The 25,073-nt window shown below is 67.7% G+C and carries 22 protein-coding genes; 12 read left to right on the plus strand and 10 right to left on the minus strand.

Features of this window, described 5'->3' with window-relative positions; all coding sequences use genetic code 11:
- Window positions 1-191: 191 nt before the first annotated feature.
- From FBQ73_RS08855 to FBQ73_RS08865, 3 genes are read right to left on the minus strand one after another with little or no spacing between them, the layout of a single operon-like run.
- Complete coding sequence (locus tag FBQ73_RS08855; RefSeq protein ID WP_138399135.1) at window positions 192-1,373, minus strand: amidase; 1,182 nt, start codon at window positions 1,371-1,373, stop codon at window positions 192-194.
- A complete protein-coding gene (locus FBQ73_RS08860; RefSeq protein ID WP_138399136.1) occupies window positions 1,370-2,611 on the minus strand; it encodes an amidohydrolase family protein in 1,242 nt (413 codons plus the stop codon). The genes FBQ73_RS08855 and FBQ73_RS08860 overlap by 4 nt, the downstream gene beginning before the upstream one ends.
- A gap of 26 nt (window positions 2,612-2,637) precedes the next feature.
- Complete coding sequence (locus tag FBQ73_RS08865; protein WP_138399137.1) at window positions 2,638-3,585, minus strand: LysR family transcriptional regulator; 948 nt, start codon at window positions 3,583-3,585, stop codon at window positions 2,638-2,640.
- Window positions 3,586-3,882: 297 nt separating this feature from the next.
- Here FBQ73_RS08865 and FBQ73_RS08870 point away from each other — a divergent pair, with 297 nt between their 5' ends.
- The 6 genes from FBQ73_RS08870 to FBQ73_RS08895 all read left to right on the plus strand — a co-directional run bounded on the left by FBQ73_RS08870 (window position 3,883) and on the right by FBQ73_RS08895 (window position 10,918).
- Window positions 3,883-5,085, plus strand: coding sequence for an ABC transporter substrate-binding protein (locus FBQ73_RS08870; RefSeq protein WP_210236730.1), 1,203 nt, complete (start codon window positions 3,883-3,885; stop codon window positions 5,083-5,085).
- A gap of 115 nt (window positions 5,086-5,200) precedes the next feature.
- Window positions 5,201-6,076: a branched-chain amino acid ABC transporter permease gene (locus tag FBQ73_RS08875; protein ID WP_138399138.1), complete on the plus strand. Its 876-nt coding sequence runs from the start codon at window positions 5,201-5,203 to the stop codon at window positions 6,074-6,076.
- Window positions 6,073-7,881, plus strand: a complete 1,809-nt coding sequence (locus FBQ73_RS08880; protein WP_138399139.1) for a branched-chain amino acid ABC transporter ATP-binding protein/permease — start codon at window positions 6,073-6,075, stop codon at window positions 7,879-7,881. The genes FBQ73_RS08875 and FBQ73_RS08880 overlap by 4 nt, the downstream gene beginning before the upstream one ends.
- A complete protein-coding gene (locus tag FBQ73_RS08885; RefSeq protein WP_138399140.1) occupies window positions 7,878-8,648 on the plus strand; it encodes an ABC transporter ATP-binding protein in 771 nt (256 codons plus the stop codon). Before FBQ73_RS08880 ends, FBQ73_RS08885 begins: the two co-directional genes overlap by 4 nt.
- Before the next feature lie 41 nt (window positions 8,649-8,689).
- A complete protein-coding gene (locus FBQ73_RS08890; RefSeq protein ID WP_138399141.1) occupies window positions 8,690-9,385 on the plus strand; it encodes a cyclase family protein in 696 nt (231 codons plus the stop codon).
- A gap of 126 nt (window positions 9,386-9,511) precedes the next feature.
- The gene (locus FBQ73_RS08895; RefSeq protein ID WP_138399142.1) at window positions 9,512-10,918 is read left to right on the plus strand and encodes an amidase family protein; all 1,407 of its coding nucleotides are present in this window, start codon (window positions 9,512-9,514) and stop codon (window positions 10,916-10,918) included.
- Between the two features lie 65 nt (window positions 10,919-10,983).
- On the opposite strand, the gene FBQ73_RS08900 is transcribed toward FBQ73_RS08895, so the two are convergent.
- Both FBQ73_RS08900 and FBQ73_RS08905 read right to left on the minus strand, forming a co-directional pair.
- Window positions 10,984-11,217 (minus strand): hypothetical protein, encoded by a 234-nt coding sequence (locus tag FBQ73_RS08900; RefSeq protein WP_246089633.1) that lies wholly within the window; start codon window positions 11,215-11,217, stop codon window positions 10,984-10,986.
- A 328-nt stretch (window positions 11,218-11,545) separates the two neighbouring features.
- Complete coding sequence (locus FBQ73_RS08905; protein ID WP_138399143.1) at window positions 11,546-12,403, minus strand: LysR family transcriptional regulator; 858 nt, start codon at window positions 12,401-12,403, stop codon at window positions 11,546-11,548.
- A gap of 99 nt (window positions 12,404-12,502) precedes the next feature.
- On the opposite strand from FBQ73_RS08905, the gene FBQ73_RS08910 reads away from it, so the two are divergent.
- Entirely contained in the window at window positions 12,503-13,507 is a 1,005-nt protein-coding gene (locus FBQ73_RS08910) for a quinone oxidoreductase family protein (RefSeq protein WP_138399144.1), read from the plus strand.
- Window positions 13,508-13,596: 89 nt separating this feature from the next.
- On the opposite strand, the gene FBQ73_RS08915 is transcribed toward FBQ73_RS08910, so the two are convergent.
- The 3 genes from FBQ73_RS08915 to FBQ73_RS08925 all read right to left on the minus strand — a co-directional run bounded on the left by FBQ73_RS08915 (window position 13,597) and on the right by FBQ73_RS08925 (window position 16,996).
- Window positions 13,597-15,081 carry a CoA transferase gene (locus FBQ73_RS08915; RefSeq protein WP_210236731.1) on the minus strand — a complete coding sequence of 495 codons (1,485 nt, stop codon included), beginning with the start codon at window positions 15,079-15,081 and terminating at the stop codon, window positions 13,597-13,599.
- Window positions 15,082-15,191: 110 nt separating this feature from the next.
- Window positions 15,192-16,700, minus strand: a complete 1,509-nt coding sequence (locus FBQ73_RS08920) for a sodium:solute symporter family transporter (protein WP_138399145.1) — start codon at window positions 16,698-16,700, stop codon at window positions 15,192-15,194.
- The gene (locus FBQ73_RS08925) at window positions 16,697-16,996 is read right to left on the minus strand and encodes a DUF485 domain-containing protein (RefSeq protein ID WP_138399146.1); all 300 of its coding nucleotides are present in this window, start codon (window positions 16,994-16,996) and stop codon (window positions 16,697-16,699) included. Before FBQ73_RS08925 ends, FBQ73_RS08920 begins: the two co-directional genes overlap by 4 nt.
- A 222-nt stretch (window positions 16,997-17,218) precedes the next feature.
- Here FBQ73_RS08925 and FBQ73_RS08930 point away from each other — a divergent pair, with 222 nt between their 5' ends.
- Window positions 17,219-18,142, plus strand: coding sequence for a LysR family transcriptional regulator (locus FBQ73_RS08930; protein WP_138399147.1), 924 nt, complete (start codon window positions 17,219-17,221; stop codon window positions 18,140-18,142).
- Window positions 18,143-18,166: 24 nt separating this feature from the next.
- Here the strand turns inward: FBQ73_RS08930 and FBQ73_RS08935 are convergent, their stop codons facing one another.
- The gene (locus FBQ73_RS08935; protein ID WP_138399148.1) at window positions 18,167-19,441 is read right to left on the minus strand and encodes an MFS transporter; all 1,275 of its coding nucleotides are present in this window, start codon (window positions 19,439-19,441) and stop codon (window positions 18,167-18,169) included.
- Window positions 19,442-19,840: 399 nt separating this feature from the next.
- Between FBQ73_RS08935 and FBQ73_RS08940 the strand changes: the two genes are divergently transcribed.
- The 3 genes from FBQ73_RS08940 to FBQ73_RS08945 are packed head-to-tail and all read left to right on the plus strand — an operon-like array spanning window position 19,841 to window position 21,270.
- The gene (locus tag FBQ73_RS08940; protein ID WP_138399149.1) at window positions 19,841-20,263 is read left to right on the plus strand and encodes a sigma factor; all 423 of its coding nucleotides are present in this window, start codon (window positions 19,841-19,843) and stop codon (window positions 20,261-20,263) included.
- A gap of 42 nt (window positions 20,264-20,305) precedes the next feature.
- Window positions 20,306-20,500, plus strand: coding sequence for a hypothetical protein (locus FBQ73_RS22915; RefSeq protein ID WP_210236732.1), 195 nt, complete (start codon window positions 20,306-20,308; stop codon window positions 20,498-20,500).
- On the plus strand, window positions 20,491-21,270 hold the full coding sequence (locus tag FBQ73_RS08945) for an ATP-binding cassette domain-containing protein (protein WP_210236751.1): 780 nt from the start codon (window positions 20,491-20,493) through the stop codon (window positions 21,268-21,270). The genes FBQ73_RS22915 and FBQ73_RS08945 overlap by 10 nt, the downstream gene beginning before the upstream one ends.
- Before the next feature lie 89 nt (window positions 21,271-21,359).
- Here FBQ73_RS08945 and FBQ73_RS08950 read toward each other — a convergent pair whose 3' ends face one another.
- The gene (locus FBQ73_RS08950; RefSeq protein ID WP_138399151.1) at window positions 21,360-22,055 is read right to left on the minus strand and encodes a cyclic nucleotide-binding domain-containing protein; all 696 of its coding nucleotides are present in this window, start codon (window positions 22,053-22,055) and stop codon (window positions 21,360-21,362) included.
- Window positions 22,056-22,302: 247 nt separating this feature from the next.
- Here FBQ73_RS08950 and FBQ73_RS08955 point away from each other — a divergent pair, with 247 nt between their 5' ends.
- A complete protein-coding gene (locus FBQ73_RS08955) occupies window positions 22,303-25,059 on the plus strand; it encodes a nitrate/nitrite transporter (protein WP_138399152.1) in 2,757 nt (918 codons plus the stop codon).
- Window positions 25,060-25,073 lie beyond the last annotated feature (14 nt).

Here is a 25,073-nt window from a genome sequence, read left to right on the forward strand (position 1 = left end):
GAAGCCGAGTAGTCCGTCCGAAGCTGCACCGCAGAGGCCATGGCGCGAATCCTCCCCGCACCATGGAATCAGCGATCGCACTCAACCGAAAGCCCCTGAGAGTCACCCTCAATCGCCGTTGGTATAAGAGCAAGATTTGGCCACTGCGTGTGCGCCATCGTAAATTGGTCGCCAGCGGCATTGCGCGAGGGTCAGCGCCCGGCCAGCGCCACCGCTGCGCGCAGCAAGGCAGTGTCACTGCCCGCCGGCCCCACCAGCGAGAGGCCGAAGGGCACGCCTTCCAGCCGGGCCAGCGGCAGGGACACCTGGGGCAGGCCGCCGAGGCCGGCGATGCACAGAAGGTTCATGGCGAGATGCCGGGTGGTGACCTCCACCTCGGCGGTGGCCATGCCGCGCAGCGGGGCGGGGCGCGGAACCGTGGGCATGAGGAACGCCGTGCCCGGTTGCAGCAGATCGCCGAGCCGGGCACGGATGGTGGCCCGGTGAGCGGCGGCGTTCTCCACCGCCGAGGGGGCGACGGCACGGGCGGCGTCGAACCGCTCCTTCACCCCCGGCCCGAAGACGGGGCGCACCTTCTCGATCCACGGCCCCACCGAGGCCCAGATTTCGGCCGCCTGCAAGGTGCGGAAGGTGGCGGACCAGGCATCGAGCCCGTCAGGTGCCAGGGCGATCTCTTCACAAGGCGCGAGCGTCTCCTGCGCCAGCCGCAGCACGGGGGCGAGGGCGGCGGCCGCTTCCGGCGACAGCAGGGCGAAGGCCTCGCGCGGGGCAAGCAGCCGGGTGATGGGCGGCGCGGGCGCGGCATCGGCCAGCAGCACGCGGCCCACGCGGTCCAGCAGGCCGGCGTCGCGGGCGAACCAGCCCACGCAATCGAAGCTGGGCGCGAACGGGGCGACGCCGTCAAGCGGGATCCGCCCATGGGTGGGGCGCATGCCGAAGAGGCCGCAATAGCTCGACGGCACCCGCACGGAGCCGCCGCAATCGGTGCCAAGGGCGAAATCCACCACGCCCCCCGCCGTGGCCGAGGCCGAGCCGCTGGAGGAGCCGCCCGGCACCCGATCCGGCGCGGCCGGATTGAGCGGCGTGCCGTAATGCACATTCTCGCCGGTGAGCGAATAGCACAGCTCGTCGGCGATGGTCTTGCCGGCAAGGCTTGCGCCCGCATCCAGCAGGCGCTCGACCGCCACGGCGGAGCGCGCGGCGGGCGGGTGGGTGCCGAGCCAGTCGGGATGGCCGTTGCCGGTGGAGGTGCCGGCCACGTCCATCACATCCTTCACGGCGAAGGCGAGGCCGGCGAGCGGCCCGGCGGGCGCACCGGGCCGGGCGAGGCGCGGACCGGGGATGAAGGCGCCCAGCGCCTCGACGGCGCTCATTGTCCGCACCCGCAGCCGGGAAAGTGCAGCTTCGCCCGCTCCCGCGTCAGGGTGCGCCGGCCGCCCTTGAAGGCGGCGAGCACGGGGGACAGTTCGGCCACCGCATCGCGCGGGGAAGGACTGTCGATGATGACGAAATCCGCCGCCTTGCCGGCTTCCAGCCCGTAGTCGGGAAGGTTCATGAGGCGGGCGGGACGGCTTGTGACCATGTGGAAGCACTCGGTCATGTCGTGGGCCGAGCCCACATGACAGATGTTGGCATTCAGATTCGCCATGCGCAATTGAGAGCAGTCGCCGAACGGGGTGAAGGGGTTCAGCACATTGTTGGTGGAGAGCGAGCAGTTCACCCCATGCTGGAGCAGCAGGTGGGCCGGGGTGACGCCGCGCGTCTTCGCGAAGGTGCGGTCGCGCCCCATCAGGAACAGGTCGGTGGAGGGCAGCACGGTGAGCGCGACGCCGGCGTCCCGCATCCGCGTGGCGATCTCGACAAGCCGCTCCGGCTCCACATAGGCAAGCTTGGTGACATGGCCGATGGCCACCCGCCCGCCCCAGCCGAACCGCTCGGTGAGCGCGCAGACATAATCGAGGTCGAGGGCCGTGGGATCGGCGCCGAAATCCAGATGCATGTCGATGTCCACGTCGAAGTCGCGGGCCATCTCGAACACCCGGTCGATCTGGCCGTGGGGATCGGTGTCGGTATAGGGCGCCGCGCCCACCGCCCTCGCCCCGCGCCGCAGCGCTTCCACCATCAGCTCGTCGGTGCCGGGATTGTTGGTGAGGCCCTCCTGCGGGAACACGCAGACCTCAATGTCCATGGCCCAGCGATAATCCTCCACCAGTTGCATCACCCCCTCGAACCCGCGCAGGCCGATGCCCGGGTCCACCTCCAGGTGGGTGCGCATGTGGGTGGTGCCCTGGGCGATGGCCTTCTCGATGGTGCGTCGGCCACGGGCGTACACATCCTGCGGGGTGAAGTCCTTCTTGGCGCGGGCCACCTCGGCGATGGCCTCCTCCAGGTCGCCCCGGCGGGAGGCGCAGCGATCGAGGATGCAGGACTTGTCGAGGTGGATGTGGGTTTCGACGAAGCCGGGGGCGACCAGGCAGCCGGCGGCATCCACCACCTCGCCGGCGGCCGCGATGTCGGGCGCGACGGCTTCAATGCGGCCGGCGGCGACGGCGATATCGACGATACGGTCCGGCGCGTCCGGCAGGCGGGCGTTCTTGACGATGAGGTCCATGGGGCGTCTCGACGGGCTGGCAGGGTTCACTTCACGGTGGCGCGGGCCTTCTCGCCCTTGAGCTTGGCGCGCCAGGTTCCGGTTTCGACCATCTCGGCGATGACATCGGCCATCACCTTGGCCACCGCCTCGGAGCCGCGCGGGTTCATGCTGCGCTGGGAGACGACGACGGACAGCCGCCAGGACGGCGTCGGGTCGAGGATGGAGACGGCCACCATCTCGCCGCGCGCCATCTCGTCCATGAAGGCGAAGTGGGGCATGACCCCCAGCGCCCGGCCGGAACGCACAAGGCGGGCGATGGTGGGCAGGCTGTCGCAGGCCATGGCGACGGGCTCCACGTCGTTGCGGGCGGCGAACTGCTCGATCACCGTGCGCATCACGTTGGGCGCGCCGGGCAGCACGATGGGCCACGCGAACATGTCGCGGAAGGAGACGCTGCCCTGCGCCGCCAGCGGGTGGTCCGGCGCCACGAACAGCATCAGCTCCTCGACCATCATCTCGGTCCAGGCCACGTGCTCGAACGCCTTGTGGTCGTAGAGCAGGGCCACATCCAGCCGGCCGGCCTGGAGGAAATCGTCGAGATAGCCGGTCATGGCCTCCACCACGTGAAGGGCGATGTTGGGTTGCTGCTCGGCCATCGCCGAGATCAGCGGCAGGCCGAGGCCCCGGCAGGCCGAGGTGGGCAGCCCCACCGACACCCGCCCCGAGGGATTGAGCGACTTGGAGCGGACCTGGTCCTTCACCCGGTCCACCTCCTCCAGGATGCGCCGGGCATGGTCGTAGAATTGCTGGCCAAGCTCGGAGGGGGTGACGCCGCGGGCATGGCGCATGAGCAGTTCGACACCCAGCTCCTCCTCCAGATTCTTCATCTGCTGGCTCAGCGAGGGCTGGGCAATGCGCAATACCTCCGCCGCGCGGGAGAAGTTCCCGCTTTCCGCAATCTGGACGAAGTATTTGAGCTGCCGAAGATCCATGGCTCACCTTTGCACCAGCTGAAATGGCACTGCTCAAAAGTGATTGTCAAATTGCATGATATATAGTCATATGCCTAAACTATGAGCGATAAAATCGTATATTTATATTATAATCAATGGGTTGGATGTTTGGTTCGGGGCATGACTCAGCCTATTATATCAGCCTATAGTCTTAGCCTATATCTATGATCGGAAAATAATCTTTGTCCTGAGGCTGCGCCTATATCAGCTTCATCTCGCAGATGATTTTCGGGCGGTGATGCCCGGCGCGTCCTGTACACGGCAGGAGAAACAGACATGCCTCCACAAAGCATTTTGCGCAGCCAGCTTCTGGCTGCGGCGGTGGCGCTCGGCCTTTCCACCGGCTTTTCGATCCCGGCGGCGCTGGCCGATCAGGAACCCTGCATCGGCAATTCCGCCGCCGTCACCGGTCCGGCGGCATTCTCCGGCCAGGCCATCAAGATGGGCGCGGAGATCGCCATCGAGGAGATCAACGCGGCCGGCGGCGTGCTCGGCAAGAAGCTGCGGCTGATCCAGTATGACGATGCCGGCGCGCCGCCGCGCGGCGTCGACAACACCCGCCGCATCGCGCTGGCGGACAAGTGCATCGCCGTGCTCGGCGGCTTCCATTCCACCGTCGCTTTGGCGCAGGTGGACCCGGTGCACGAGATCGGCATTCCCTACATGGGCGTGTGGGCGGCCAACACCAAGGCCATCGAGAACGGGCGCGATCCCAACTTCATGTTCCGCGTCTCCGCCAAGGACAAGTGGGTGGCCCGCTTCCTGGTGGACGAGGCGTTGAAGGTGTCCAAGACCGGCAAGGTGGCGTTCTTCTACGAGAACACCGGCTGGGGCAACGGCGCATTGCCGGACGTGAAGGCCGCGCTCGCCGCCAAGGGCAAGGAACTGTTGGCCGCGGAAACCTTCAACTGGAACGACCAGGACATGTCGCCCCAGGTGATCCGCGCCCGCGACGCCGGGGCCGACGTGGCCATCATCTGGTCGCTGGACCGCGAGGCCAACCAGATCCTGCGCTCCATGGACAAGGCGAGCTGGAAGCCGGCCATCGTCGGTGCCTGGGGCATCTCGGGCAATCTCGGCGAGCTGGCCGGCCCCCTCGCCAACGGGGTGCGGGTGATGCAGACCTATTCCTTCCTCACCCCGCAGAGCGAGGCCGGCAAGAGGCTGCTCGCCGCCGTCGAGGCCAAGACCGGCATCAAGGACCCGAAGGACATCAAGGCGCCCTCCGGCATCGCCAATTCCTATGACGCGGTCTATGTGCTGGCCGACGCCATCAAGATCGCGGGCTCTTTCGACTGGAAAAAGGTGCAGCAGGCCCTCTACCAGGTCAGCCGCGACGGCCTCGTCGCCCCCTACAAGCCGGCCTTCGACAAGGCCGATCCCGAGCGCCAGGACGCCATCCTGCCGCAATACTACCTGCTGACGGTCTGGCACGACGGCAAGCTGATCCCCCTCAAGGGCTCGCCCTACGACAAGTGAGCCCGCGCGGGAGGCGGTTTCCCTCGCCGCCTCCCGCTTTTTGTCTCCCCCACGCTGCCACCACTCGCCTCGACCGGCCACGGCCGAGCCCCCTCCCTCCGACAGGTCGCCCGCAATGACCACAGTGGTGCAATACATCCTGTCCGGCCTTGCCATCGGCGGCATCTATGCCCTGGTGGCCCTCGGCTTCCACATCATGTGGTCGTCGGCCAAGGCCGTGAACTTCGCCCATGGCGACACGCTGATGATCGGTGGCCTGCTGGCCGTCTACCTGCTGGCGGCGGGTCTGCCGCTGGGGCTGGCGTGCCTTGCTGCGGTGGTGGCCGGCGGCCTGTTCGGGCTGGTGCTGGAGCGCATCGCGGTGCGCCCCTTTTTGTCCCAGCAGGGCTCGGTGGGCTGGATGCTCACCACCATCGCCGTGGGCATCATGGTGGAGAGCTTCGCCACCATCCAGACCCAGGGCTACGCCCGGCCGCTGCCCTCGCCGGGGGTGGGCGCCTCGGTGCACATCCTTGGTGCCGGCATCTATCCGCAGGAACTGGTGATCCCGCTGGTGGCGGTGGTGGCCATGCTGGGCCTGCGGGCGCTGCAGCGCCACACCTTGGTGGGCCGCGCCATGCGCGCGGTGGCCCACAACAAGAATGCCGCCGCCCTCATGGGCATCAATGTGAATGCGGTGGTCGCCTTTTCCTTCGCCCTCGCCGGGCTTTTGGGCGCGGCGGCCGGCGTGCTGGTGGCCCCGGTGGTGCAGGCCTCCGCCGCCATGGGCGTGCTGCCGGGGCTGAAGGGCTTCGCCGTGGCCATCATCGGCGGCATCACCTCGGCGCCGGGGGTGGTCATCACCGGCCTCGTCTACGGGGTGATGGAGAAATTTGTCGAAGGCTACATCTCCACCGCCGCGCGCGAGATCATCGGCTTCTCCCTCATGATCCTCACTTTGCTGGTGTTCCCCCAGGGCCTGTTCGGCAAGCGAGAGGTGATGAAGGTATGAGACACCTCACCCGCCATCTCACCCTTGCCGGCTTCGTGGCGCTCGCCGCGCTCCTGGTGATCGTGCCGCTCACCTCCGGCAACGAATACGAACTGCGCCTGTTCATGCTGTTCCTGATCTACGGCATCATCGCCGTGGGCCTGAACGTGCTGGTGGGGCTCACGGGCCTCGTCTCCCTCGGACAGGCGGGCCTGTTCGCGCTCGGCTCCTATACCGGCGCCATTGTGGCGACGCGGCTCGGCTTCGACATGATCTCGTCGAGCCTCATCGCCGCGCTGGTGGCGGCCGGCTTCGGCGTGCTCCTCGCCTATCCCACGGTGCGGGTGCGCGGCGTCTATCTCGCCGTGGTCACCATCGCCTTCGGCCTCATCGTGGAGAATGTCGCCATCGAGTGGCAATCGCTCACGGGGGGCACCACGGGCCTCACCTCTATCCCCGCGCCCAATGCGTTCGGGGTGCGGCTGTCCGGCTATGCCTTCTACGGGGTGCTGGCGGTGGTGCTGTTCCTCGCCACCGCCGCCGCGCACAATCTCAAGGTCTCGCGTTATGGCCGCGCCATGCTGGCGGTGTCCCAGAGCGAGATCGCGGCGCGGGCGCTGGGCGTGGACGCCACCGCCATGCGCACGCTGGCCTTCGTGGCGGCGGCGGTGACGGCGGGCCTCGCCGGCACCTTCTACGCCTTCCTCAATTCCTACATCTCCCCCGACATCTTCACCTTCTCGGACAGCGTGCGCTTCCTGTTGATGGTGATCCTGGGCGGGGCAGCCTCCACCTTCGGGCCGGTATTGGGCGCCTATATCCTCACCTACCTGCCGGAATATCTGCAGGACTTCGCGGTGTGGCAGAAGTTCGCCTATGGCGCGCTGCTGCTCATCGTCATGTTTGTCATGCCGCGCGGCATCATGGGCTCCCTCGCGGCCGGCCTGAAGCGGCTGGTGCCGGTGCCGCGGGCGGTTGCCGCATCCGAAGGACTGCCCGCCGAGGACACATTGCGGCTCGATCCCCGCGCGCAGAAATCCGAGCTGGTGGCGCGCGACCTCACGGTGCGGTTCGGTGGGCTCACGGCGCTGGCCAAGGCCTCGCTGCGGGTGAAGCCGGGCGAGGTGCATGCCCTCATCGGGCCGAACGGCGCCGGCAAGTCCACCTTCGTCAACACCATCTCCGGCTTCTACCAGCCAAGCGAGGGCGCCTTTGAGCTGGACGGCATCCAGCTTGCCGGCAAGGCCTCCCACGAGATCGCCCGCGCCGGCCTCTCCCGCACCTTCCAGAACACCGAATTGTTCGGCGAGATGACCGTGCTGGAAAACGTGATGGTGGGCCACCAGCAGCGCCTCGGCTACGGCCTCGTCGCCGCGCTGCTGCGCACCGGCGCCATGCGACGGCAGGATGCCGAATGCCGGCGCGCCGCCATCGGCCTGCTCGTGTTCGTGGGGTTGGAGGACTATGCCAACGAGGAGGCTCACTTCCTCCCCTTCGGCCTCCAGCGGCGGCTGGAGATCGCCAGGGCGCTGGCTGCCCGGCCCCGCCTGCTGCTGCTGGACGAGCCCGCCGCCGGTCTCACCACCCAGGAGATCGACGAGCTGGAAGCCATGATCCGGCGCATCGCAGCGCTGGGGGTCTCGGTGCTGCTCATCGAGCATCATGTGGAACTCATCATGGCGGTGGCCGACACGGTGACCGTGCTGGACTACGGCCAGGTGATCGCCAGCGACACCCCCGCCGTGGTGCAGGAGAACCCGCGCGTCATCGAGGCTTATTTCGGCACCTCCCTCGACCACGCCCCGGCTGCGGAGGTGACGGCATGAGCACCCAAGAGACCTCTCACGGGATCAGCCCCGGCGACGTGCTGCTCGACATCCGGTCCATGGAATTGCGCTACGGCGCGGCGGTGGCGGTGCGCGACATCTCGCTGAAGGTGAAGCGCGGCCAACTGGTGGCAGTCATCGGCAACAACGGCGCCGGCAAGTCCTCCATGGTGAAGGGCGCGACGGGCCTCGTCGCCCCCTCCGGCGGCAAGGTGCTGTTTCGCGGCGCCGACACCACCCGCTTGAGCGCCAATGCCAAGGTGGGGCAGGGCCTCGTCATGGTGCCGGAAGGCCGCCTGATTTTTCCCGACCAGAGCGTGGAGGACAATCTCATCCTCGGCGCCTACGTCCATGGCGGCCTCAAGGGCGCAAAGGCCAGGGCGACGCGGGAGAAGGTGCTGGAGCTGTTCCCGCGCCTGAAGGAGCGCCTCGCCCAGCAGGCCGGCTCCATGTCCGGCGGCGAGCAGCAGATGCTGGCCATCGCCCGCGGGCTGATGGCCGAGCCGGAGCTGCTCATCATCGACGAGCTGTCGCTGGGCCTTGCGCCCAAGATCGTCGACCAGCTCATGGGCGTGCTCTCCGCCCTCAACAAGGCCGGCCTCACCATCCTGCTGGTGGAGCAGCTCGCCTCCTATGCGCTCGCCATCGCCGACCACGCCTATGTCATCGCCAACGGCCGCGTCGCGCGGGAAGGGCCGAGCCAGGTGCTCGCCCGCGACCCGGAGGTGATGGAAGCCTTCCTCGGCCGCAAGAAACCGGCGGCCTGAGCCTCATCTTTTTGCAAGTCCATCCAGTCCAAGGAGCCCCCATGTCCAGAATTGTCGACCTCAGCCTGCTCATCGAAGACAACATGCCCGCTCACAAGCTGTTTCAGCGGCCAGTGATCACCACTCACCTCAGCCACGAAAGCTCCAAGGCGTTCGGTCTCGGCGTGCCCGGCGACGCCATGACCTTCCAGACCAATTTCATCGCCATGCTGGACCATGTGGGCACCCATGTGGACGCCTACCGTCATGTGAAGCCCGACGGCGCCTCCATCGACGAGATGCCCCTCGACATGTTCATGGGCAAGGCGGTGTGCTTCGACCTGCGCCACATCCCCGACCTCGGCGACATAACCGACGAGGATCTGGAGAAGGCCGAGGAAGCCGCCGGCGTGAAGGTGGACGGCCACATCGTGCTGCTGTGCACCGGCTTCCACGCCCGCAACTATCCGAGCCTCGACAGCGTGTGGAAGAACCCGCTGCTGACGGTGGAAGCCACCAAGTGGCTCTACGCGCGCGGCTCCATGATGCAGGGAGTAGAAGGTCCCTCCACCGACAAGCCCACCGACAACATCTTCGCCCAGCACCGCCTGTGCCGCGAGCTGGGCATGAGCCATTGGGAGTGGCTGGTGAATCTGGAGGAACTGGTGGGCAAGGGCGAATTCCAGTTCTTCGGCGTGCCGCTGAAGTTCAAGGGCGGCTCCGGATCGCCGGTGCGCGCCTTCGCCGTCCTCAATTGAGCTTGCGAATACGTCTCTTCTGCCCTGACTGAGACGTATGGGCCTGCTGGATGGTTACTGCCAGCCATCCAGCAGCACTCACCTCGTGGTCCAACTCCAAGATCAAACACACGCCGGAGCAGCCTTATGTCCGCCGAGTTCGACACCCTGAGCGCCCTCGCCCTGCGCGGGATGGTGGCCCGGCGCGAAGTCTCGCCGGTGGAGCTGACGCGCCGCGCCCTGGACCGCGCCATCGCCACCCAGCCGACCCTCAACGCCTTCTTCGTCATCCTGGAGGAGGAGGCCATGGCCGCCGCCCGCGTCGCCGAGGATGCGGTGATGACGGGCGCGCCGCTCGGCCTCATCCACGGCCTGCCGTTCTCCGCCAAGGACCTGATGGCGGTGAAGGGGGCACCCTATGCCTCCGGCTCCCGCGCCATGGCCCATAACATCGCTGAGGTGGATGCCCCCGCCGTGGAGCGGGCGAAGGCGCAGGGCGGCATCCTCATCGGCAAGACCACCACCAGCGAGTTCGGCTGCAAGCCCATCGGCGACAGCCCGCTCACCGGCATCACCCGCAACCCGTGGAACCTCGCCATGACGCCGGGCGGGTCGAGCGCGGGGGCGGCGGCCTCGGTGGCGGCGGGCATCACTCCGTTCGCGCTGGGCACCGATGGCGGCGGCTCCATCCGCATCCCCTGCGCCTTCAGCGGGTTGTCGGGCCTGAAGGGCCAGTTCGGCCGGGTGCCGGTGTGGCCCACCTCGGCGACGCCGACGCTCGCCCATGTGGGGCCCATCGCCCGCTCCATGGCGGATGCGGCGCTGCTGTTTTCCGCTGTGGCCGGGCACGACCGGCGCGATCCCTTCACTGTGGCCGGCCCGGTGCCGGACGTGATGGGCGCGGCGCAGGCCTCGGTGGCCGGTATGCGCGTCGCCTACAGTCCCACCTTCGGCTATGCCCGCCCCGCGCCCGAGGTGATCGCAGCCACTGACCGCGCCGCCCGCACCTTCGAGGCTCTGGGCTGCCATGTGGAGGAGGTGGACGAGGTATTCGACACCGACCCCGCCGACCTGTGGACGGCGGAATTCTACGCCGGCGTCGGCACCCGCCTGCGCGACGTGCTGGAAAACCGGCGTGAGCTGCTCGACCCGGCGGTGGCGGACATCCTGATGCCGGCGCTCGGCCAGGAGATGAAGAGCTATTATGCCAGCGTCTTCGCCCGTTATGCCCTGCGCGAGAAGATGCGCCTGTTCTTCGAGCGCTATGATCTCCTCATCTCCCCGGTGCTGCCGGTGAGCGCGCTGGAAGCCGGGCGGAACCTGCCGGCGGGGCTGGAGGACCGCAACCTCGTGTCCTGGGTGTTCTACACCTATCCCTTCAACCTCACCGGCCAGCCCGCCGGGGCAGTGTGCGCCGGCCTGTCGCCGCAGGGCATGCCCATCGGCCTCCAGATCGTCGGCCGCTCTTATTGCGAGGACGACGTGGTGCGCGCGGCGGCGGCATTCGAGCGCGCCCAGCCCCCCGGCTACAACCGCCCGCCGGCAGGCGCCTGAGGCGGCCCATCCCGCCAGGGCTCGCCGCCACAAAGAACGCGAACAGCAAGAAAGCCGCCCGTCGCTCAGCTCGCCAGCCGCACCGGGATCCGCATCGCCGAGGCGAAGGTCTCGAAAGCCAACCGGGCGCGACGCTCCAACTCGGGCGCGTCGGCCGCTTCTATCACCTCGATCAGCATCCCGGCATGCTCGGCAATGGGCAGGGCACGGAGGAAGTCCACCGCCTCGCCCATGGAACGCAGGACGACGGGGGTGCTGACGGAACGGACATGCATCGGGCGGGTGTTGGGATTCGGCACGGTCGGGGCTCCTTGCTGATCGCTGGGCACCCATATGCGTGGACCCGCCGCCTGAAGGCTTCCCCAAAAGAGGGGAGCGATTTCCGGTGCGCGCGGCGCCTTGCGGCGGCGCCGAGAAAAACCACCACCCCCTGCTGTCAGCCCCCCGCTGGCCGACGAACCCATCCGGTGGGAGCGTCCAGTTGCGAGGCGCGAAGGGCAAATCGCGACCCGGGCTCCAGGCTCCGGATTCCGCGCGCCATCAAGCCCCGAACAATCAGGGGGCCGAATTTTTCCGGCCGCGGAATGCTTCCAGGAAACGCCGGCGCGGCGGACGCTTCAGGGGCGTTCAAGGGGTGTTCAGGTCGCGACACACAGCAATGATGTGATCCATCACGGCACGCACCCGCGCCGCGCGCCGCAGGTCCGGGTGCACCAGCAGCCACAGGTCGCGCTTGGCACCCGCCCCCTCGGCCACGCACACCAGATCTTCCGCCGTGCGGCCCAGCGCGTGGGGCACCGCGGCCAGCCCCATGCCGGCGCGGGCCGCCGAGACGAGGCTGGACAGGTCGTTACTCGTGAAGACGATGGGTCGACCCTTCGCCATGGCCTCGAGCCAGACCTGCTGGGGCGAATGGGCCAGTTCCTCGTCATATCCGAGGAAGGTGCGGGCGGCTTCCGGCGTCGCCTCGACATAGGCGCGGGCGCCATAAAGACCATAGGCGAGGACGCCGAGCTTGCGGGCCACCAGGCCTTTCTCCTGCGGCCGCGAGAGGCGCAGCGCGAGGTCGGCTTCGCCCCGCGACAGGCGCGCCGCGGACGACGTGCCGGAGACGTCCAAAACCAGCCCAGGATGGCGCGCGAGGAGAGGGGCGAGGCGCGGCACCAGCCAGTGGCTCGCCAGCGCCGGCGGCGCGCTGATCCGCACCCGCCCCTCCACCGCGGAGCCGGCGCCTGACGCGAGGCGCTCGATGCCATGGACCGCCTGCTCCACGGTGCCGGCTCGTTCCAGCAGCCGTTCGCCCTCCTGCGTGAGGGCGTAACCACGCGGCAGACGGTCGAACAGCTTCAGGGACAGTGCCGCTTCGAGGCCCGAAATGCGGCGGGCGACGGTCGAATGATCCGTGCCGAGCCGGCGCGCGGATTCCGAAAGGCTGCCGCACCGGGCCAGCTCCACAAAGAACCGCAGGTCGTCCCAATCAAGCATCGCTCATTCTGCGCAAAACTCCCCATATAGTGCGTATTTATATGGAATTCCTGCGCAGAGAAAGCCGACCTAGGCTCATGGCGATCACAGGAGGCGCCCATGACATTCGTGACCACGACAGTCGCGACCACCACTTTCGCCATCGAGTTGACGGCGCCGGGCGGGATCGACCGCTTCCGGGCGGCGACACGGGTACTTCCCGCACCGAATGCCGGGGAAGTTCGCCTGCGCCACACCGCCATCGGCGTCAATTTCGTCGATATCTACCAGCGCACCGGCCTCTATCCCGTGGGGGCCACGCCGGCGGTGCTCGGCGTGGAGGGCGCCGGCGTCGTCGAGGCGGTCGGCCCCGGCGTGACGCAGCTGGCGGTCGGCGACCGCGTCGCCTATGCCGGCCTGCCCGTGGGCGGCTATGCGCAGTCGCGCAACATTCCCGCCACACGCCTCGTGCCCATCCCCTACGGGATCGACGACCGCACGGCCGCCGCGGCCATGCTGCGGGGGGTGACCGCCCATATGCTCCTGCGCCAGGTCTGTCCGACCGGCCCGGGCACGACCCTGCTGGTGCACGCGGCAGCCGGCGGCCTCGGCCTGCTGCTGACCGCATGGGGCAAGCGGTTGGGCGCGCGGGTGATCGGCACGGTGGGCTCTCCCGCCAAGGCGGATCTCGCCCTCGCGCAGGGAGCCGATCATGTGATCCTCCACAAGGAGCAGGATTTCGTCGCCGAGGTCCGCCGCCTCACCGACGGGGCGGGCGTGGACGTTGCCATCGATGGTATCGGCGGACAGACCCTGCTGCGCACGCTCGATGCGGTCCGTGCCTTCGGGGCGGTGGCCAGCATCGGCCAGGCATCTGGGGCGCTGCCCGACATTCCCCTTTCCGAACTGGGGCCGAGACGCTCCCTGTCCCTGAGCCGGCCGAGCGTGTTCGCCTATGCCAATTCCATCGGAGCCTATCGCCAGGCAGCCGAGGAGCTGTTTGCCGAACTCGGACGCGGTCTGCCGGTCACCATCGGTGCCGAACTGCCCCTCGCCCGCGTGGCCGATGCCCATCTCATGCTGGAGCGCGGCGAGACCATGGGCTCGCTGCTGCTCGTGCCCTGAGCCGCCGGGGCCACGGTGCCGCCGGGCCCTGCGGCCTCGCCGCCGAGACCGCGACCGGGACCGGGACCGGGACAAGCCGGCCTGCCGCTTCACCTTGCTTGAAGCAAGGGTTGAGACGCGGCTTCTCGCGCCATCCATTCCGGCTGGTCGCCACCCAGGCGCGGGGTGGGGCGCGACCAGCGGCAAGGGGTCTCGGACATGCGCAGCACCGGTCCCAACGTCTTCAGGTCGCCATAGCAGGTGCCATCGACATGCACCGCGAGGGCCTCGAACTCCGCCGGCGCCAGCCGCCCGGCTGCAATGGCGAAGTCGGAGACGAGGCCCTCCCGTTGCAGCAGCATGGCCGATTGGCACAGCGACACCTGAACCCGGTAGCTGCCGCCCTCGCGGGCGCGGCGGGCAAGCGCCAGCATGGCCCCGAAAGCGCCGAGGAAGCCGGTGATGAAATCGCACATGAAAACCGGTGTCAGCTCCGGCCGGCCGCGCCCCATGGCCTCGCCCTGGGTGTGGCAGATGCCGGTGACGGCCTGCGCCACCTGGTCCCAGCCGGCGCGGTCGGCAAACGGACCGCCGGAGCCGAAGCAGTTCACCGAAACATGCACCAGCCCGGGCCGCAGCTTCATCAGGTCCTCAGCCCCGAAGCCGTGGGCGGCCAAGCGCCCGGGCCGGTAGCCATCGATGAAGACATCGGCGTCACGGACGAGCGCGCGCAATTGCGCTGCCTCGGCCGGGCTGGTGAAATCGAGGAAGGTGCTGCGCTTGCCGTGGCTGGTGTCGCGTACGAAGGCCGGCACCTGGGGCAGGTGCGGCGCCGTGACCATGAGCACATCGGCGCCGTGCTCGGCCAGCGACAGGCCGGCCGTCGGCCCGGCGAGGATGCGGGTCAGATCAAGCACACGCAGGCCCGCCATGGGCGCGTTCCCCGCCGGCAGGGGCTCCGGCGCGCCGTCCGCGAGCTTGGTGATCTCCACCACGGGCCGGGAGGCGAGATAGGCGCCGTGGGGATGGGCGAGCCATTCCTCGGGCGTGCGCACCTTGCCGCCGCAGGCGCGCGCCGCCGCAAGCGCGTCCTCCAGGGCGTCCGCGCCCCAGCGGGCGACGCCCGCCTTCATGCCTTCGACGGAGCTGTTGCAGTCGAGCACATCCAGCACGCGCTCTTCCAGATGGGGCAGGTTGGTATGGGGCAGCACCCAGCCCCCATCCGCCGTCGCCCACGGCTGGGTCAGCGAGACCATGTGCTTCACGGCCGACGAGACGGGGATGGGCCGGTATTGCCCGTCGTCGGCGCGTAGCAGGGTCTCCTCCCCGCCGGACAGGGAGGTGGCGGCGGCCGCGCGGGCGTCGATGCTCAGCTTCTGCCGGCGGCCGGTCCGCAGCCGCCAGAGATCGTTGGCGGCGACGCCGCGCGCGGCGAGCACCGATGCGGATACCTCGCCGATGCGGAACGGCGTGCGAAAAAACGGATCGGCCCCGCTGATCGAGACTTCGTCGGCCGGCAGCGGCGCGGCGGCGCGGATGGCCATCAGCTCGCGGAACGCATTGGAGGCAGTCGGGAAACGCTGGGGAGTGGGCATGGAAGAGCCTTTCGCGCGATGGGAGCCGGCGGGCGGCGGCCGCGCCGGATCGCGGCTGGAGAGGGGGTGGAAAGCCTGGTCCGGGCCGCGGCGGCCCGGACCCTCCGGCGTCAGGCGGCGCCGGCCAGGTGGTGGGGCGCACCGGCGCGCCGCCCTGCCCGCGAGACCAGCCAGCAGGTGAAGAAGGCCAGCGGCATGGAAATGAGGGTCGGCGGATCGAGGCTGACCACAGGTGTTGCGAAGCCGAACACCTTGACCCACATGGACGGGCCGAGCACTGTGAGGCCCAGCGCCGCCACCAGCCCGATACTGCCGCCGGCGATGGCGCCCCGGGTGGTGAGCCCCCGCCAGTAGATGGAGAGCACCAGCACGGGGAACGTGGAGGAGCAGGCGATGGCGAAGGCGAGGCTGATCATGTAGGCCACGTTCTGCCCCTGGAAGGCGACGCCGAGCGCGATGGCGACGAGCCCCAGAACCACCGTGGCGATGCGCGAGATCTTCAGTTCCCGCGCCTCGTCGGGCCGCCCCTTCAGCACCACGCGGGCATAGAGGTCGTGGCTCACGGCCGAGGCTCCGGCGAGCGTGAGGCCCGCCACCACGGCCAGGATGGTGGCGAAGGCGACCGCCGAGACGAGCCCCAGCATCACATCGCCGCCCAGCAGTCGCGCAAGGTGGATGGCCACCATGTTGACGCCGCCGATCACCTTGCCGTCCGCGCCGATGGCGGAGGCATCGCCGGAGAGGATGACAATGGCGCCGAAGCCGAAGATGGCGGTGGCGGCATAAAAGGTGCTGATGAGACCGGTGCCCCACACCACCGAATTCCGGGCGGCACGGGCGTCCGGCACGGTGAAGAAGCGCATCAGGATGTGGGGCAGGCCCGCCGTGCCGAACATGAGGGCCAGCGCCAGCGACAGGCTGGAGAAGGGCGAGCGCGCCGCAGCCGCGGGAGCCAGCACGCCCTGCCCCTTCGCATGGACCGCCGCCGCGCCCCGCAGCAGGGCCGACAGATCGAACCCGAACCGCGCCAGCACCAGCACCGCGATCACGGCCCCGCCCGCGAGCATCAGGCAGGCCTTGACGATCTGCACCCAGGTGGTGGCCATCATGCCGCCGAACATCACGTAGCAGATCATCAGCGTGCCCACGATGGCGACCGCTGCCTTGAAGTTGATGCCGAACAACAGCTCGATCAATGCCCCCGCGCCGACGAGCTGCGCGATGAGGTAGAAGCCGATCACCACCAGCGAGGCGAGCGCTCCGAAGATGCGCATGGGCGTCTCCTCAAGGCGCAGGCTCACCACGTCGGAGAAGGTGAACTTGCCGAGCTGGCGCAGCCGCTCCGCCAGCAGGAACACCACGATGGGCATGCCGGTGGAATAGCCGATGGCGTAGATGTAGCCGTCGAACCCGCTGGTGAAGATCAGGCCGGTCAGGCCCAGGAAGGCCCCCGCCGAGAGCGCGTCGCCGGCGAGCGCGAGGCCATTCTGCAAGCTGGTGACGTTGCCGCCGGCTGCATAGAAATCATTGGTGCCCTTGGTGTTGCGCGCCGCCCACCAGGTGATTGCGAGGGACAGCACCACGATGGCGAGGAAGCAGGAGGTGGCGATCGTATTCATTCCGCCGCCCCTTCCGCCGCGAGGATGGCGCTGTCCGCGTCGGCCTGCATTTCGCGCCGGTTTCCGATCACCGCATAAGCCACGGTGAGCGCGAACCCGAGCAGGATGACGCCCAGTCCCAGGGCGAAGGCCATGGTGAGCGTGCCGCCCGCATGGATCGGAGTGGCGAGGACGCCGGGCGCGAACGCCATGAGCGCCGTGAAGCCGAGATAGGCCGACGCCAGGATGGCGGTGGCGAGGAATCCGGGCCCGGCGCCCGTGGCTTCGGCCGGAAGCTGTTTAGATCCGAGAGACATGGTCTTGTTCCCCTCAACGGTGGCGCGCGGCGGCAATCGCCCTCCCACCGGATCGCCGGCGCGCCGTCTGGATCGGGCCCACGGTTGGGAGACACTCCGCCCGCCTGTTGCCCAAAAAATATTCAGGATTGATCCTGCTTACTTTCGAGGCTAACAACCGTTTTGACATTCTTGAAATGGTTTGATCTGATGTTAGTCATATGAAAATGAGATGGTCCGGCCATGCAGAGCACTGACCTCGAATTCTTCCTGACGGTGAGCCGGGAAGCATCCATCGGCGGTGCGGCGGCACGGCTCAACACCGCCCAGTCCAACGTCACCAACCGCATCAAGAAGCTGGAGGCGGACCTCGGCGTCATCCTCTTCAGCCGACATTCCCGTGGCGTGAAGCTGACGGCGGCCGGGGAGCGGCTGCTCCCGTTTGCCGCCGAGGTCGGCCGGCTGCTGCAGGATGCGCGCATCGCCGTGACCGCGACCGACGCGCCGCGCGGGCCCTTGCAGATCGGCACCATGGAAACCACCATGGCCCTGCGCCTGCGTGACCGGCTGGTGAATTTCGCCGGCCTCTATCCCGACGTGGACCTGACACTGCGCACCGGCACCACCGCCGAGCTGACCGAGCAGGTGCTGCAACAGGAGCTGGAGGGCGCCTATGTGTGTGGCCCGGTGGCGCACCCGCGCCTTGTGGCGCGCCGCGCATTCCAGGAAACCCTCGCGGTGGTGGCCGGACCCGACGTGACCTCGCTGGAGGGCTTCACCGACCGTGGGCACGCCAACATCTTCGTGTTCCGCCGCGGCTGCTCTTATCGCCAGCGGCTGGAAGTGCTTCTTGCCCGGCGCGGCATCGCGGTGGCGCGCACTCTGGAATATGGCAGCCTCGATGCGATCCTCGCCTGCGTCTCCGCCGGCATGGGGCTGACCCTGCTGCCCACCGATCTCGTCGAGGCCCATGCCCGCGACCACCGCCTCTCCCTGCTTCCGTTGCCGGAGGAGGAGGCGAATGTGGAGACCGTGTTCATCCGCCGCGCACAGGTCTATGTCTCACCCGCCCTCACCGCCTTCCTTGAGGTCGCGGGGCCGCCCGTCGCGGCGGCACCGGACGCGCGCGAGGCCCCCCTCTCTTTCATGCAGGAAGCCGGCGAGTGAGGGCCGCCCCGTGCCGCCTCGCCATCAGGCCGGCTTGCGATCGGCGTCGGGGTGGTGGAAGGCGAGCACCAGCACCACGGAGGACAGGGCCAGCCCCGTCATCAGCAGGAAGCCGTCGGCGAACGATCCGCGCAGCCCGAGCACCCATCCGGTGATCACAGGCGCTGCGAAGCCGGAGAGCGCGAAGCCGAAGTCCATGATGCCGAGTGCCGTGGCCGCACGCTTCGGCACCACATCCACGTTCACCGCATAATAGGCCGCGTTGGCGCCCATGGAGGCCGCCACCGCCACGGTGATGCCGGCAATGGCCACGGCGAGATTGTCGCTCAGGGCCACCGGCACCACCGCCAGCGCCGCGACGAACTGCGTGCCGGCGATGAGATAGGAGCGGGCCACCCTGAGCCGGCCCGTGACCTTCAGCAGATGGTCCGACCACCGCCCGAGCGCCCACAGCGCGGCGGCGGCGGCAAGCCAGGGCAGGACGGTGAAGACGCCCACCTGCGTCAGGTTCAGCCCATAGGCCTGGCGCAGGTAGCTCGGCAGCCATGTCATGAAGAAGAACAGGAAATAGCCGAAGACGAAGAAGGCCCAGTAGTTCACCAGCAGCGTGCGGTTGGTGAGCAACGCGCGGATTTCCGCCGCCGAGGGCCATTCACGCACGGCGTGGTGCGCGGATCCCTGCCGCTCGGCCCGGATATACTCCAGCTCCGCCGCATTCACATGGCGCGATTGGGCGGGATCGTCGCGGAACAGGAGAAACCAGAGCGGCACCCAGGCGATGGAAATCACGAACAGCACGCCGAAGGTCCAGCGCCAGTCCATTACCGCCAGGAGCTGGGTCACGATGGGGCCGCCGATGGCGAGCGCCAGTGGCACCGACACCAGCGCATAGGCGAGCGCGGTGGCCTGCACCTGCGGCGGCAGCCAATGGCTCACGGCGCCCGCAAGTGCCGGGAAGTTTGGCCCTTCCGACACGCCGAGCAGCGTGCGCGCCAGATACAGTGTGAGGAAGCCGCTGGCCGCCCCGGTCAGGCCGATGGAAAAGCTCCACAACAGCGCCGCGACGGTGAGAACCAGCCGCGCGCCGTAGCGATCCACCGCAAAGCCGCCGAGCAGGGTCGTCACCGCGTAGCCGAGGCCGAAGGCGCCGAGGACGATCCCCGCATCGCCCTTCGAGAGTCCCAGCTCCTGTTCCATCAGCGGGATGGCATAGGAGATGGCGGCCCGGTCGATGTAGTTCACCACTGTGACTGCAAAGAGCAGGAAGATCACCACCATATGGAATCGCGTTGCCCGCATGTCCTGCTCCCCGCCGGTTCGTCACGCGTCGTTACCTTATACACGCGATGGCGCAATGCCCCGGTCTTGGGGTTTCAGGTCACCGCGCGGCCGTGACATCAAGGGTCAGCACGGCTCCCCGGCTCCGCCTGAACGCGGCGGCATCGAGCATTCAGGAGTGCATTGCAGAGGAAGGATCACCTTCGCACTCATCGAACGACGATTGGCCTTTGCTGCAAATCTGATTCGAATCAGGCGAGGGCCGACTTTTCTGAACTAAAAATGTTATAAACTATATTTATTTCTTTGATCGGAATCCATGTTCATTCTGGTATGACACGATCCGACGATGACGCCTGCGAGTAACATTACAATGCCCCGGGCAAGCAACATCGCTGGTCTTTACCTTTCCGAGAGGGGGTGGCTTGCGCGCGTCATCCAGCGTATCGTCCCGAACAGCGCATCGTCCGGAACAGCGCGACGGCCGAAGACCTGGTGCATGACAGCTTCGTCACCCTGATCGGCCGGGAGCTGGACCCCTCCCCTCGTGATCAGGTCGCCGACCTCACGCGCATCGCCCAGAACCTTGCCCTGGATCATCGCCGACGCGAGGCCCGAATGGCGAGCCTGGAGGAAACCGCCACCTTTGATCTGGCTGATGCCAGCCCTTCGCCCGAGACCATCGTTGCCGACCGGGATGCGCTGCTCCAGACCCTGAAAATCCTCGCCGCCATGCCGGAGCGCACGCGTTGCGCCTTCCAGATGCACAGTCTCGGCGAGAAGAAGCTGGCGCAGATCGCGGCGGAACTCTCCATCTCCACGGCCCACGCTGGCGGCTGGTGATGGACGGCTATCGCCGAGAGTGACGACCTCTGGAACGAGACCATGGCGCTGCTGCTGGTCTGGCGCGAGCCCATCTCGCTCATCGCCTCCGCCCTGCCGATGCTCGACCAGGCGCGCATCTCCCTCGACCGCATCTCGCGGCTCAGCCACGATTTCGACCACGGCGAGGCCGCCATGCCGCTGGCGGACAGCCCACGGGAGAGTCCCCGTCGCTGCATTTCGAGACCATCGCGCTGAGCGGGGCCTCCTACGCCTTCCCCGCGCGTGTCGACGTGCCGCCTTTCGTCCTCGGTCCCGCCGATTTCGAGATCTGCGCCGGGGAGCTGGTCTTCATCGTCGGCGCCAACGGCTCGGGCAAGTCCACCCTTCTCAAGCTGCTCGCCGGCCAGTTGCCACCGTCACACGGACACGTCCGGCTGGCCGGGACACCGCTCGCCCGGTGGGGCGCCCGCGCCTTCGGCCTCAAGGTGGTCTACCTGCCGCAGCAGCCCCCGCCCGCCGCTGGCCTGCAGGTCAGGGAGCTGCTGGCCCTTGGGCACTACACCTGGCACGGGGCGCTCGGCCGGTTCCGCGTCTCAGACCGGGAGAAGGTGGCCGAGGCCCTGGCGCTGACCGGCATGGAGCCGTTCGCGGATCGCCTCGTGGACACGCTCTCGGGCGGGGAGCGCCAGCGCGCCTTTCTCGCCATGCTGGTGGCGCAGGATGCTGAATGCCGGCTCCTCGACGAGCCCATCTCCGCCCTCGACATCGCGCACCAGGTGGAGGTGCTCTCGCTGGTGCAGCGCCTGGCGGTGGAGCCCGGGATGGGGGTGGTGATCGTACTGCACCACGTGAACATGGCCGCCCGCTTCTGCGACGAGGTCATCGCTTTGCCCGCGGGTCGCCTGATCGCGCGGGGCACGCCGGCCGAGATGATGGCGCCGGCCGCCCTGGAGGCCATCTACGGTATCGCCATGGAGGTCATGCCCCACCCCTCGCACGGGACGCCCGTGGCGTTCGCGCGATGAAGCGCCGGGCGTCTTGAAGGCTGCCGTGACGGCCCCATCCTCTCATCGAACAGATGCGGGAGGCGGAGGGAGTTCGGCCTGCTTTTCCGTTATTCGTCGGAATCAATCAGGGGATCTGGTTGCGCGAGGCGCTCCAGAGCCTGCCTGTCGGTCAGCCGCATCTGCGCACCGTGGATCGTGACGCCGTGCTCCCGGAGCGTTGAAAAGGCCCGGGACAGATTCTCCGGCGTCATGCCCAGAAGGGAGGACAGGACGCGCTTCTCAAAGCCGAGGTTGACCACCCCCGAGGCCCCCTGTGCCACGTCCTCCTTCAGCAGCCAGTTGGCGAGCCGCTCTGCACCGGTGCGCAGCTTCTGGTTTTTCACCTCCTTGATCGCGCGCCGATAGCCACGGGCAAGCTCCGTGACAACGGCACGCGCGAAGGCCGGGTCGGTCCCGAGGGCGACACGTACCCTTTCGGCCGGGATCATGAGAACCTGTGACTTCTCAAGGGTGCGCGCGGACTGAAGATAGACCTGATCATTGAGCACGGCGGCCAGGATGAAAGTGCCCACCGGCCGCACGATGCTGATGGTGGTGTCGCGCCCGGATCCGGTCGCGAACATCTCCACGAGCCCTTCCACCACCACGTGCAGGAAGTCCGCCGGGTCACGCTCATTGATGAGAACGACCCCCGGCGGAAACCGCTGCAGGAAACCCGCGCGCACAAGATCGCCGAAGGTCTCCTCCTGCGCATCGGAAAACAGTGGCAGATCGCGAATGGCGGCGGCGTCTTCGGGCCTCATGCGTCCCTCGATCGGAGCGAATGAGCCCATATGAAGCTCTGACTTGATAAATGTCAATTGACTGAAATAAGAATGTAAAATTTAAATCAAACCTTATTCAAGCCACGCCGATACATCGCTTAAAGTCTTCAAAAATTCATCCAATGACACGTCATTACTGATATAAGTCAAATCTCGCACGACCCGCTTGAAGGAGTTTGCGCGGCGCACGACGAAGCCGTGCCCTTGCAACAGGCGAGATCAGGCCATGCAACCCATTCGAGAGGTGAGCGCCGCCGACCAGCGGACCTCCCTCGCCATGAGCACCGTCGCCTTCACCGTATGCTTTGCGGTGTGGACGATCTTCTCCATCATCGGCATCCGCATCCGCCAGGACCTGGGGCTTTCGGACACGCAGTTCGGCCTCCTGGTGGGCACGCCCATCCTCACGGGCTCGCTCATCCGCGTGGCGCTGGGCATCTGGACCGACCTCTATGGCGGACGCATCGTCTTCACCCTGACCATGCTCGCGGCGGCGGTCGCAACCTTCCTGCTGACCTACGCCACCACCTACCCGCAATTCCTCATCGCTGCCCTCGGCGTCGGCATCGCGGGCGGATCGTTCGCGGTGGGCGTCGCCTATGTCTCGCGCTGGTATCCGCCGCAGAAGCAGGGCACGGCGCTTGGCATCTTCGGCGCCGGCAACGTGGGCGCGGCGGTCACCAAGTTCCTCGCCCCCTTCGTCCTCGTCGCCTTTGGCTGGCAGATGGTGGCGCAGGTGTGGGCGGCGGCGCTGGTGGTGATGGCCGTCGTCTTCTTCCTCACCACCAAGGACGATCCGGTTCTCTTGGAGCGCCGCCGCCTCGGCATCCGGCCGAAGAGCGCGTGGCTGGAGCTGGAGCCGCTCAAGAATATTCAGGTGTGGCGGTTCTCGCTGTATTACTTCTTCGTCTTCGGCGCCTTCGTCGCGCTGGCGCTGTGGCTGCCCCAGTATCTGGTGAAGGTCTACGGCCTCGACATCAAGAGCGCGGGCATGATCGCCGCCGCCTTCTCGGTGCCGGCCAGCCTGTTCCGCGCCTATGGCGGCCACCTCTCCGATGTCTATGGCGCGCGACGGGTGATGTACTGGACCTTCCTGGTCTCGGTGGCGGCCACCTTCGTCCTGTCCTATCCGCCCACCGACTATGTGGTGCAGGGTATCCATGGCCCCATGGCCTTCCACATGCAGATGGGGGTGGTGGGCTTCACCATCACCATCTTCATCCTTGGCTTCTTCATGGCCCTGGGCAAGGCCGCCGTCTACAAGCACATCCCGGTCTACTACCCGAACAATGTGGGCGCGGTGGGCGGCCTCGTGGGCATGATCGGCGGCCTCGGCGGCTTCGTCCTGCCCCTTATGTTCGGCGTGCTCAACGACCTGACCGGGCTGTGGACCAGCTGCTTCATGCTGCTGTTCGTCCTCGCCACGGGCGCCCTCGCGTGGATGCACTTCGCCATCCGTCAGATGGAGCGGGAGGCCACGAGCCAGACGCTGGAGACGCTGCCCCAGCTACCGGAAATGCAGGGTATGCCTGCCTCCGTCGCCGCCCCGGCACAGGTCAAGGGTGCCATCCTCACCGACTGGCGGCCGGAGGACCCGGGCTTCTGGGCCTCCACCGGTCGCGCCATCGCCCGGCGCAACCTGTGGCTCTCCATCCCGGCGCTGCTGTTGTCCTTCGCCATCTGGCAGGTGTGGTCGGTGGTGGTGGCCAAGCTGCCGCTGGTGGGCTTCAAATTCACCACCGACGAGCTGTTCTGGCTCGCCGCTTTGCCGGGCCTCACCGGGGCGACGCTGCGCATCTTCTATTCCTTCATGGTCCCCATCTTCGGCGGGCGGCTGTGGACGACGCTCACCACCTGGTCGCTGATCATCCCGGCGGTGGGCATCGGCTATGCGGTGCAGAACCCGGATACGCCCTATGTGGTGCTGCTGATCCTGGCGCTGCTGTGCGGCTTCGGTGGCGGCAACTTCGCCTCTTCCATGGCCAACATCTCCTTCTTCTTCCCGAAGGCGGAGAAGGGCAACGCGTTGGCGCTCAATGCCGGCCTCGGCAACCTCGGGGTCAGCGTGGTGCAGTTCGTGGTTCCCCTCGTCATCACCACGGGCATCTTCGGCGCGTTCGGCGGCGATCCGGCCATGGTGAAGGCGGCGGGCGGGCCCGCCCCCATGTGGCTGCAGAACGCCGGCTTCATCTTCGTGCCCTTCATCGTCCTGTCCGCTTTCGCGGCCTGGTTCGGCATGAACGACATCGCCTCCGCGAAGGCCTCGTTCCGCGAGCAGGCGGTGATCTTCCAGCGCAGGCACAACTGGATCATGTGCTGGCTCTACACCGGCACCTTCGGCTCGTTCATCGGCTATTCGGCGGGGTTTCCGCTGCTCACCAACATCCTCTTCCCGGAGGTGAACGCCCTCAAATATGCCTTCCTCGGTCCCCTCGTCGGCGCTCTGGCGCGCTCCGGCACGGGCTGGCTCGCGGACCGCTACGGCGGCGGGCGCGTCACCATCTATGTGTTCGTGCTGATGATGGCGGGTGTCTCCGGCGTGCTGTGGTCCATCGGCATGCGCACCGAGCCCTGGGCGTTCTGGGCCTTCTTCGGCTGCTTCCTGGTGCTGTTCTTCGCCACCGGCGTGGGCAATGCCTCCACCTTCCAGATGATCCCCGCCATCATGGCGAAGGAGATGGATCGCCTGATGCCTGCCGCCGACGCCGAGACGCGCCGCCGGCAGGCCGAGAAGGAAGCCGCCGCCATCACCGGCTTCACCTCGGCCATCGCCGCCTTTGGGGCCTTCTTCATCCCCAAGGGCTACGGCACCTCCATCGCCCTCACGGGCGGTCCCGAAGCGGCGCTGTGGGCCTTCCTCGGCTTCTATGTGAGCTGCCTGCTCATCACCTTCGCCGTCTACACCCGCAAGGGCGGCCTTCTCCATGACATCGAGCGCGGGAACACCCCGCGCCCCACCCACCGTCCGGCCACGGCCGCGTAACGGGAGGCAGGAAG

This window comes from Xanthobacter autotrophicus (assembly GCF_005871085.1).
GTDB classification, from domain to species: domain Bacteria; phylum Pseudomonadota; class Alphaproteobacteria; order Rhizobiales; family Xanthobacteraceae; genus Xanthobacter; species Xanthobacter autotrophicus.

Bases quoted from the DNA above. Each gene is read 5' to 3' on its own strand.
- FBQ73_RS08855 (WP_138399135.1), bottom strand. From the start codon at position 1,373: ATGAGCGCCGTCGAGGCGCTGGGCGCCTTCATCCCCGGTCCGCGCCTC.
- FBQ73_RS08860 (WP_138399136.1), bottom strand. From the start codon at position 2,611: ATGGACCTCATCGTCAAGAACGCCCGCCTGCCGGACGCGCCGGACCGT.
- FBQ73_RS08865 (WP_138399137.1), bottom strand. From the start codon at position 3,585: ATGGATCTTCGGCAGCTCAAATACTTCGTCCAGATTGCGGAAAGCGGG.
- FBQ73_RS08870 (WP_210236730.1), top strand. From the start codon at position 3,883: ATGCCTCCACAAAGCATTTTGCGCAGCCAGCTTCTGGCTGCGGCGGTG.
- FBQ73_RS08875 (WP_138399138.1), top strand. From the start codon at position 5,201: ATGACCACAGTGGTGCAATACATCCTGTCCGGCCTTGCCATCGGCGGC.
- FBQ73_RS08880 (WP_138399139.1), top strand. From the start codon at position 6,073: ATGAGACACCTCACCCGCCATCTCACCCTTGCCGGCTTCGTGGCGCTC.
- FBQ73_RS08885 (WP_138399140.1), top strand. From the start codon at position 7,878: ATGAGCACCCAAGAGACCTCTCACGGGATCAGCCCCGGCGACGTGCTG.
- FBQ73_RS08890 (WP_138399141.1), top strand. From the start codon at position 8,690: ATGTCCAGAATTGTCGACCTCAGCCTGCTCATCGAAGACAACATGCCC.
- FBQ73_RS08895 (WP_138399142.1), top strand. From the start codon at position 9,512: ATGTCCGCCGAGTTCGACACCCTGAGCGCCCTCGCCCTGCGCGGGATG.
- FBQ73_RS08905 (WP_138399143.1), bottom strand. From the start codon at position 12,403: ATGCTTGATTGGGACGACCTGCGGTTCTTTGTGGAGCTGGCCCGGTGC.
- FBQ73_RS08910 (WP_138399144.1), top strand. From the start codon at position 12,503: ATGACATTCGTGACCACGACAGTCGCGACCACCACTTTCGCCATCGAG.
- FBQ73_RS08915 (WP_210236731.1), bottom strand. From the start codon at position 15,081: ATGCCCACTCCCCAGCGTTTCCCGACTGCCTCCAATGCGTTCCGCGAG.
- FBQ73_RS08920 (WP_138399145.1), bottom strand. From the start codon at position 16,700: ATGAATACGATCGCCACCTCCTGCTTCCTCGCCATCGTGGTGCTGTCC.
- FBQ73_RS08925 (WP_138399146.1), bottom strand. From the start codon at position 16,996: ATGTCTCTCGGATCTAAACAGCTTCCGGCCGAAGCCACGGGCGCCGGG.
- FBQ73_RS08930 (WP_138399147.1), top strand. From the start codon at position 17,219: ATGCAGAGCACTGACCTCGAATTCTTCCTGACGGTGAGCCGGGAAGCA.
- FBQ73_RS08935 (WP_138399148.1), bottom strand. From the start codon at position 19,441: ATGCGGGCAACGCGATTCCATATGGTGGTGATCTTCCTGCTCTTTGCA.
- FBQ73_RS22915 (WP_210236732.1), top strand. From the start codon at position 20,306: ATGGCGCTGCTGCTGGTCTGGCGCGAGCCCATCTCGCTCATCGCCTCC.
- FBQ73_RS08950 (WP_138399151.1), bottom strand. From the start codon at position 22,055: ATGAGGCCCGAAGACGCCGCCGCCATTCGCGATCTGCCACTGTTTTCC.
- FBQ73_RS08955 (WP_138399152.1), top strand. From the start codon at position 22,303: ATGCAACCCATTCGAGAGGTGAGCGCCGCCGACCAGCGGACCTCCCTC.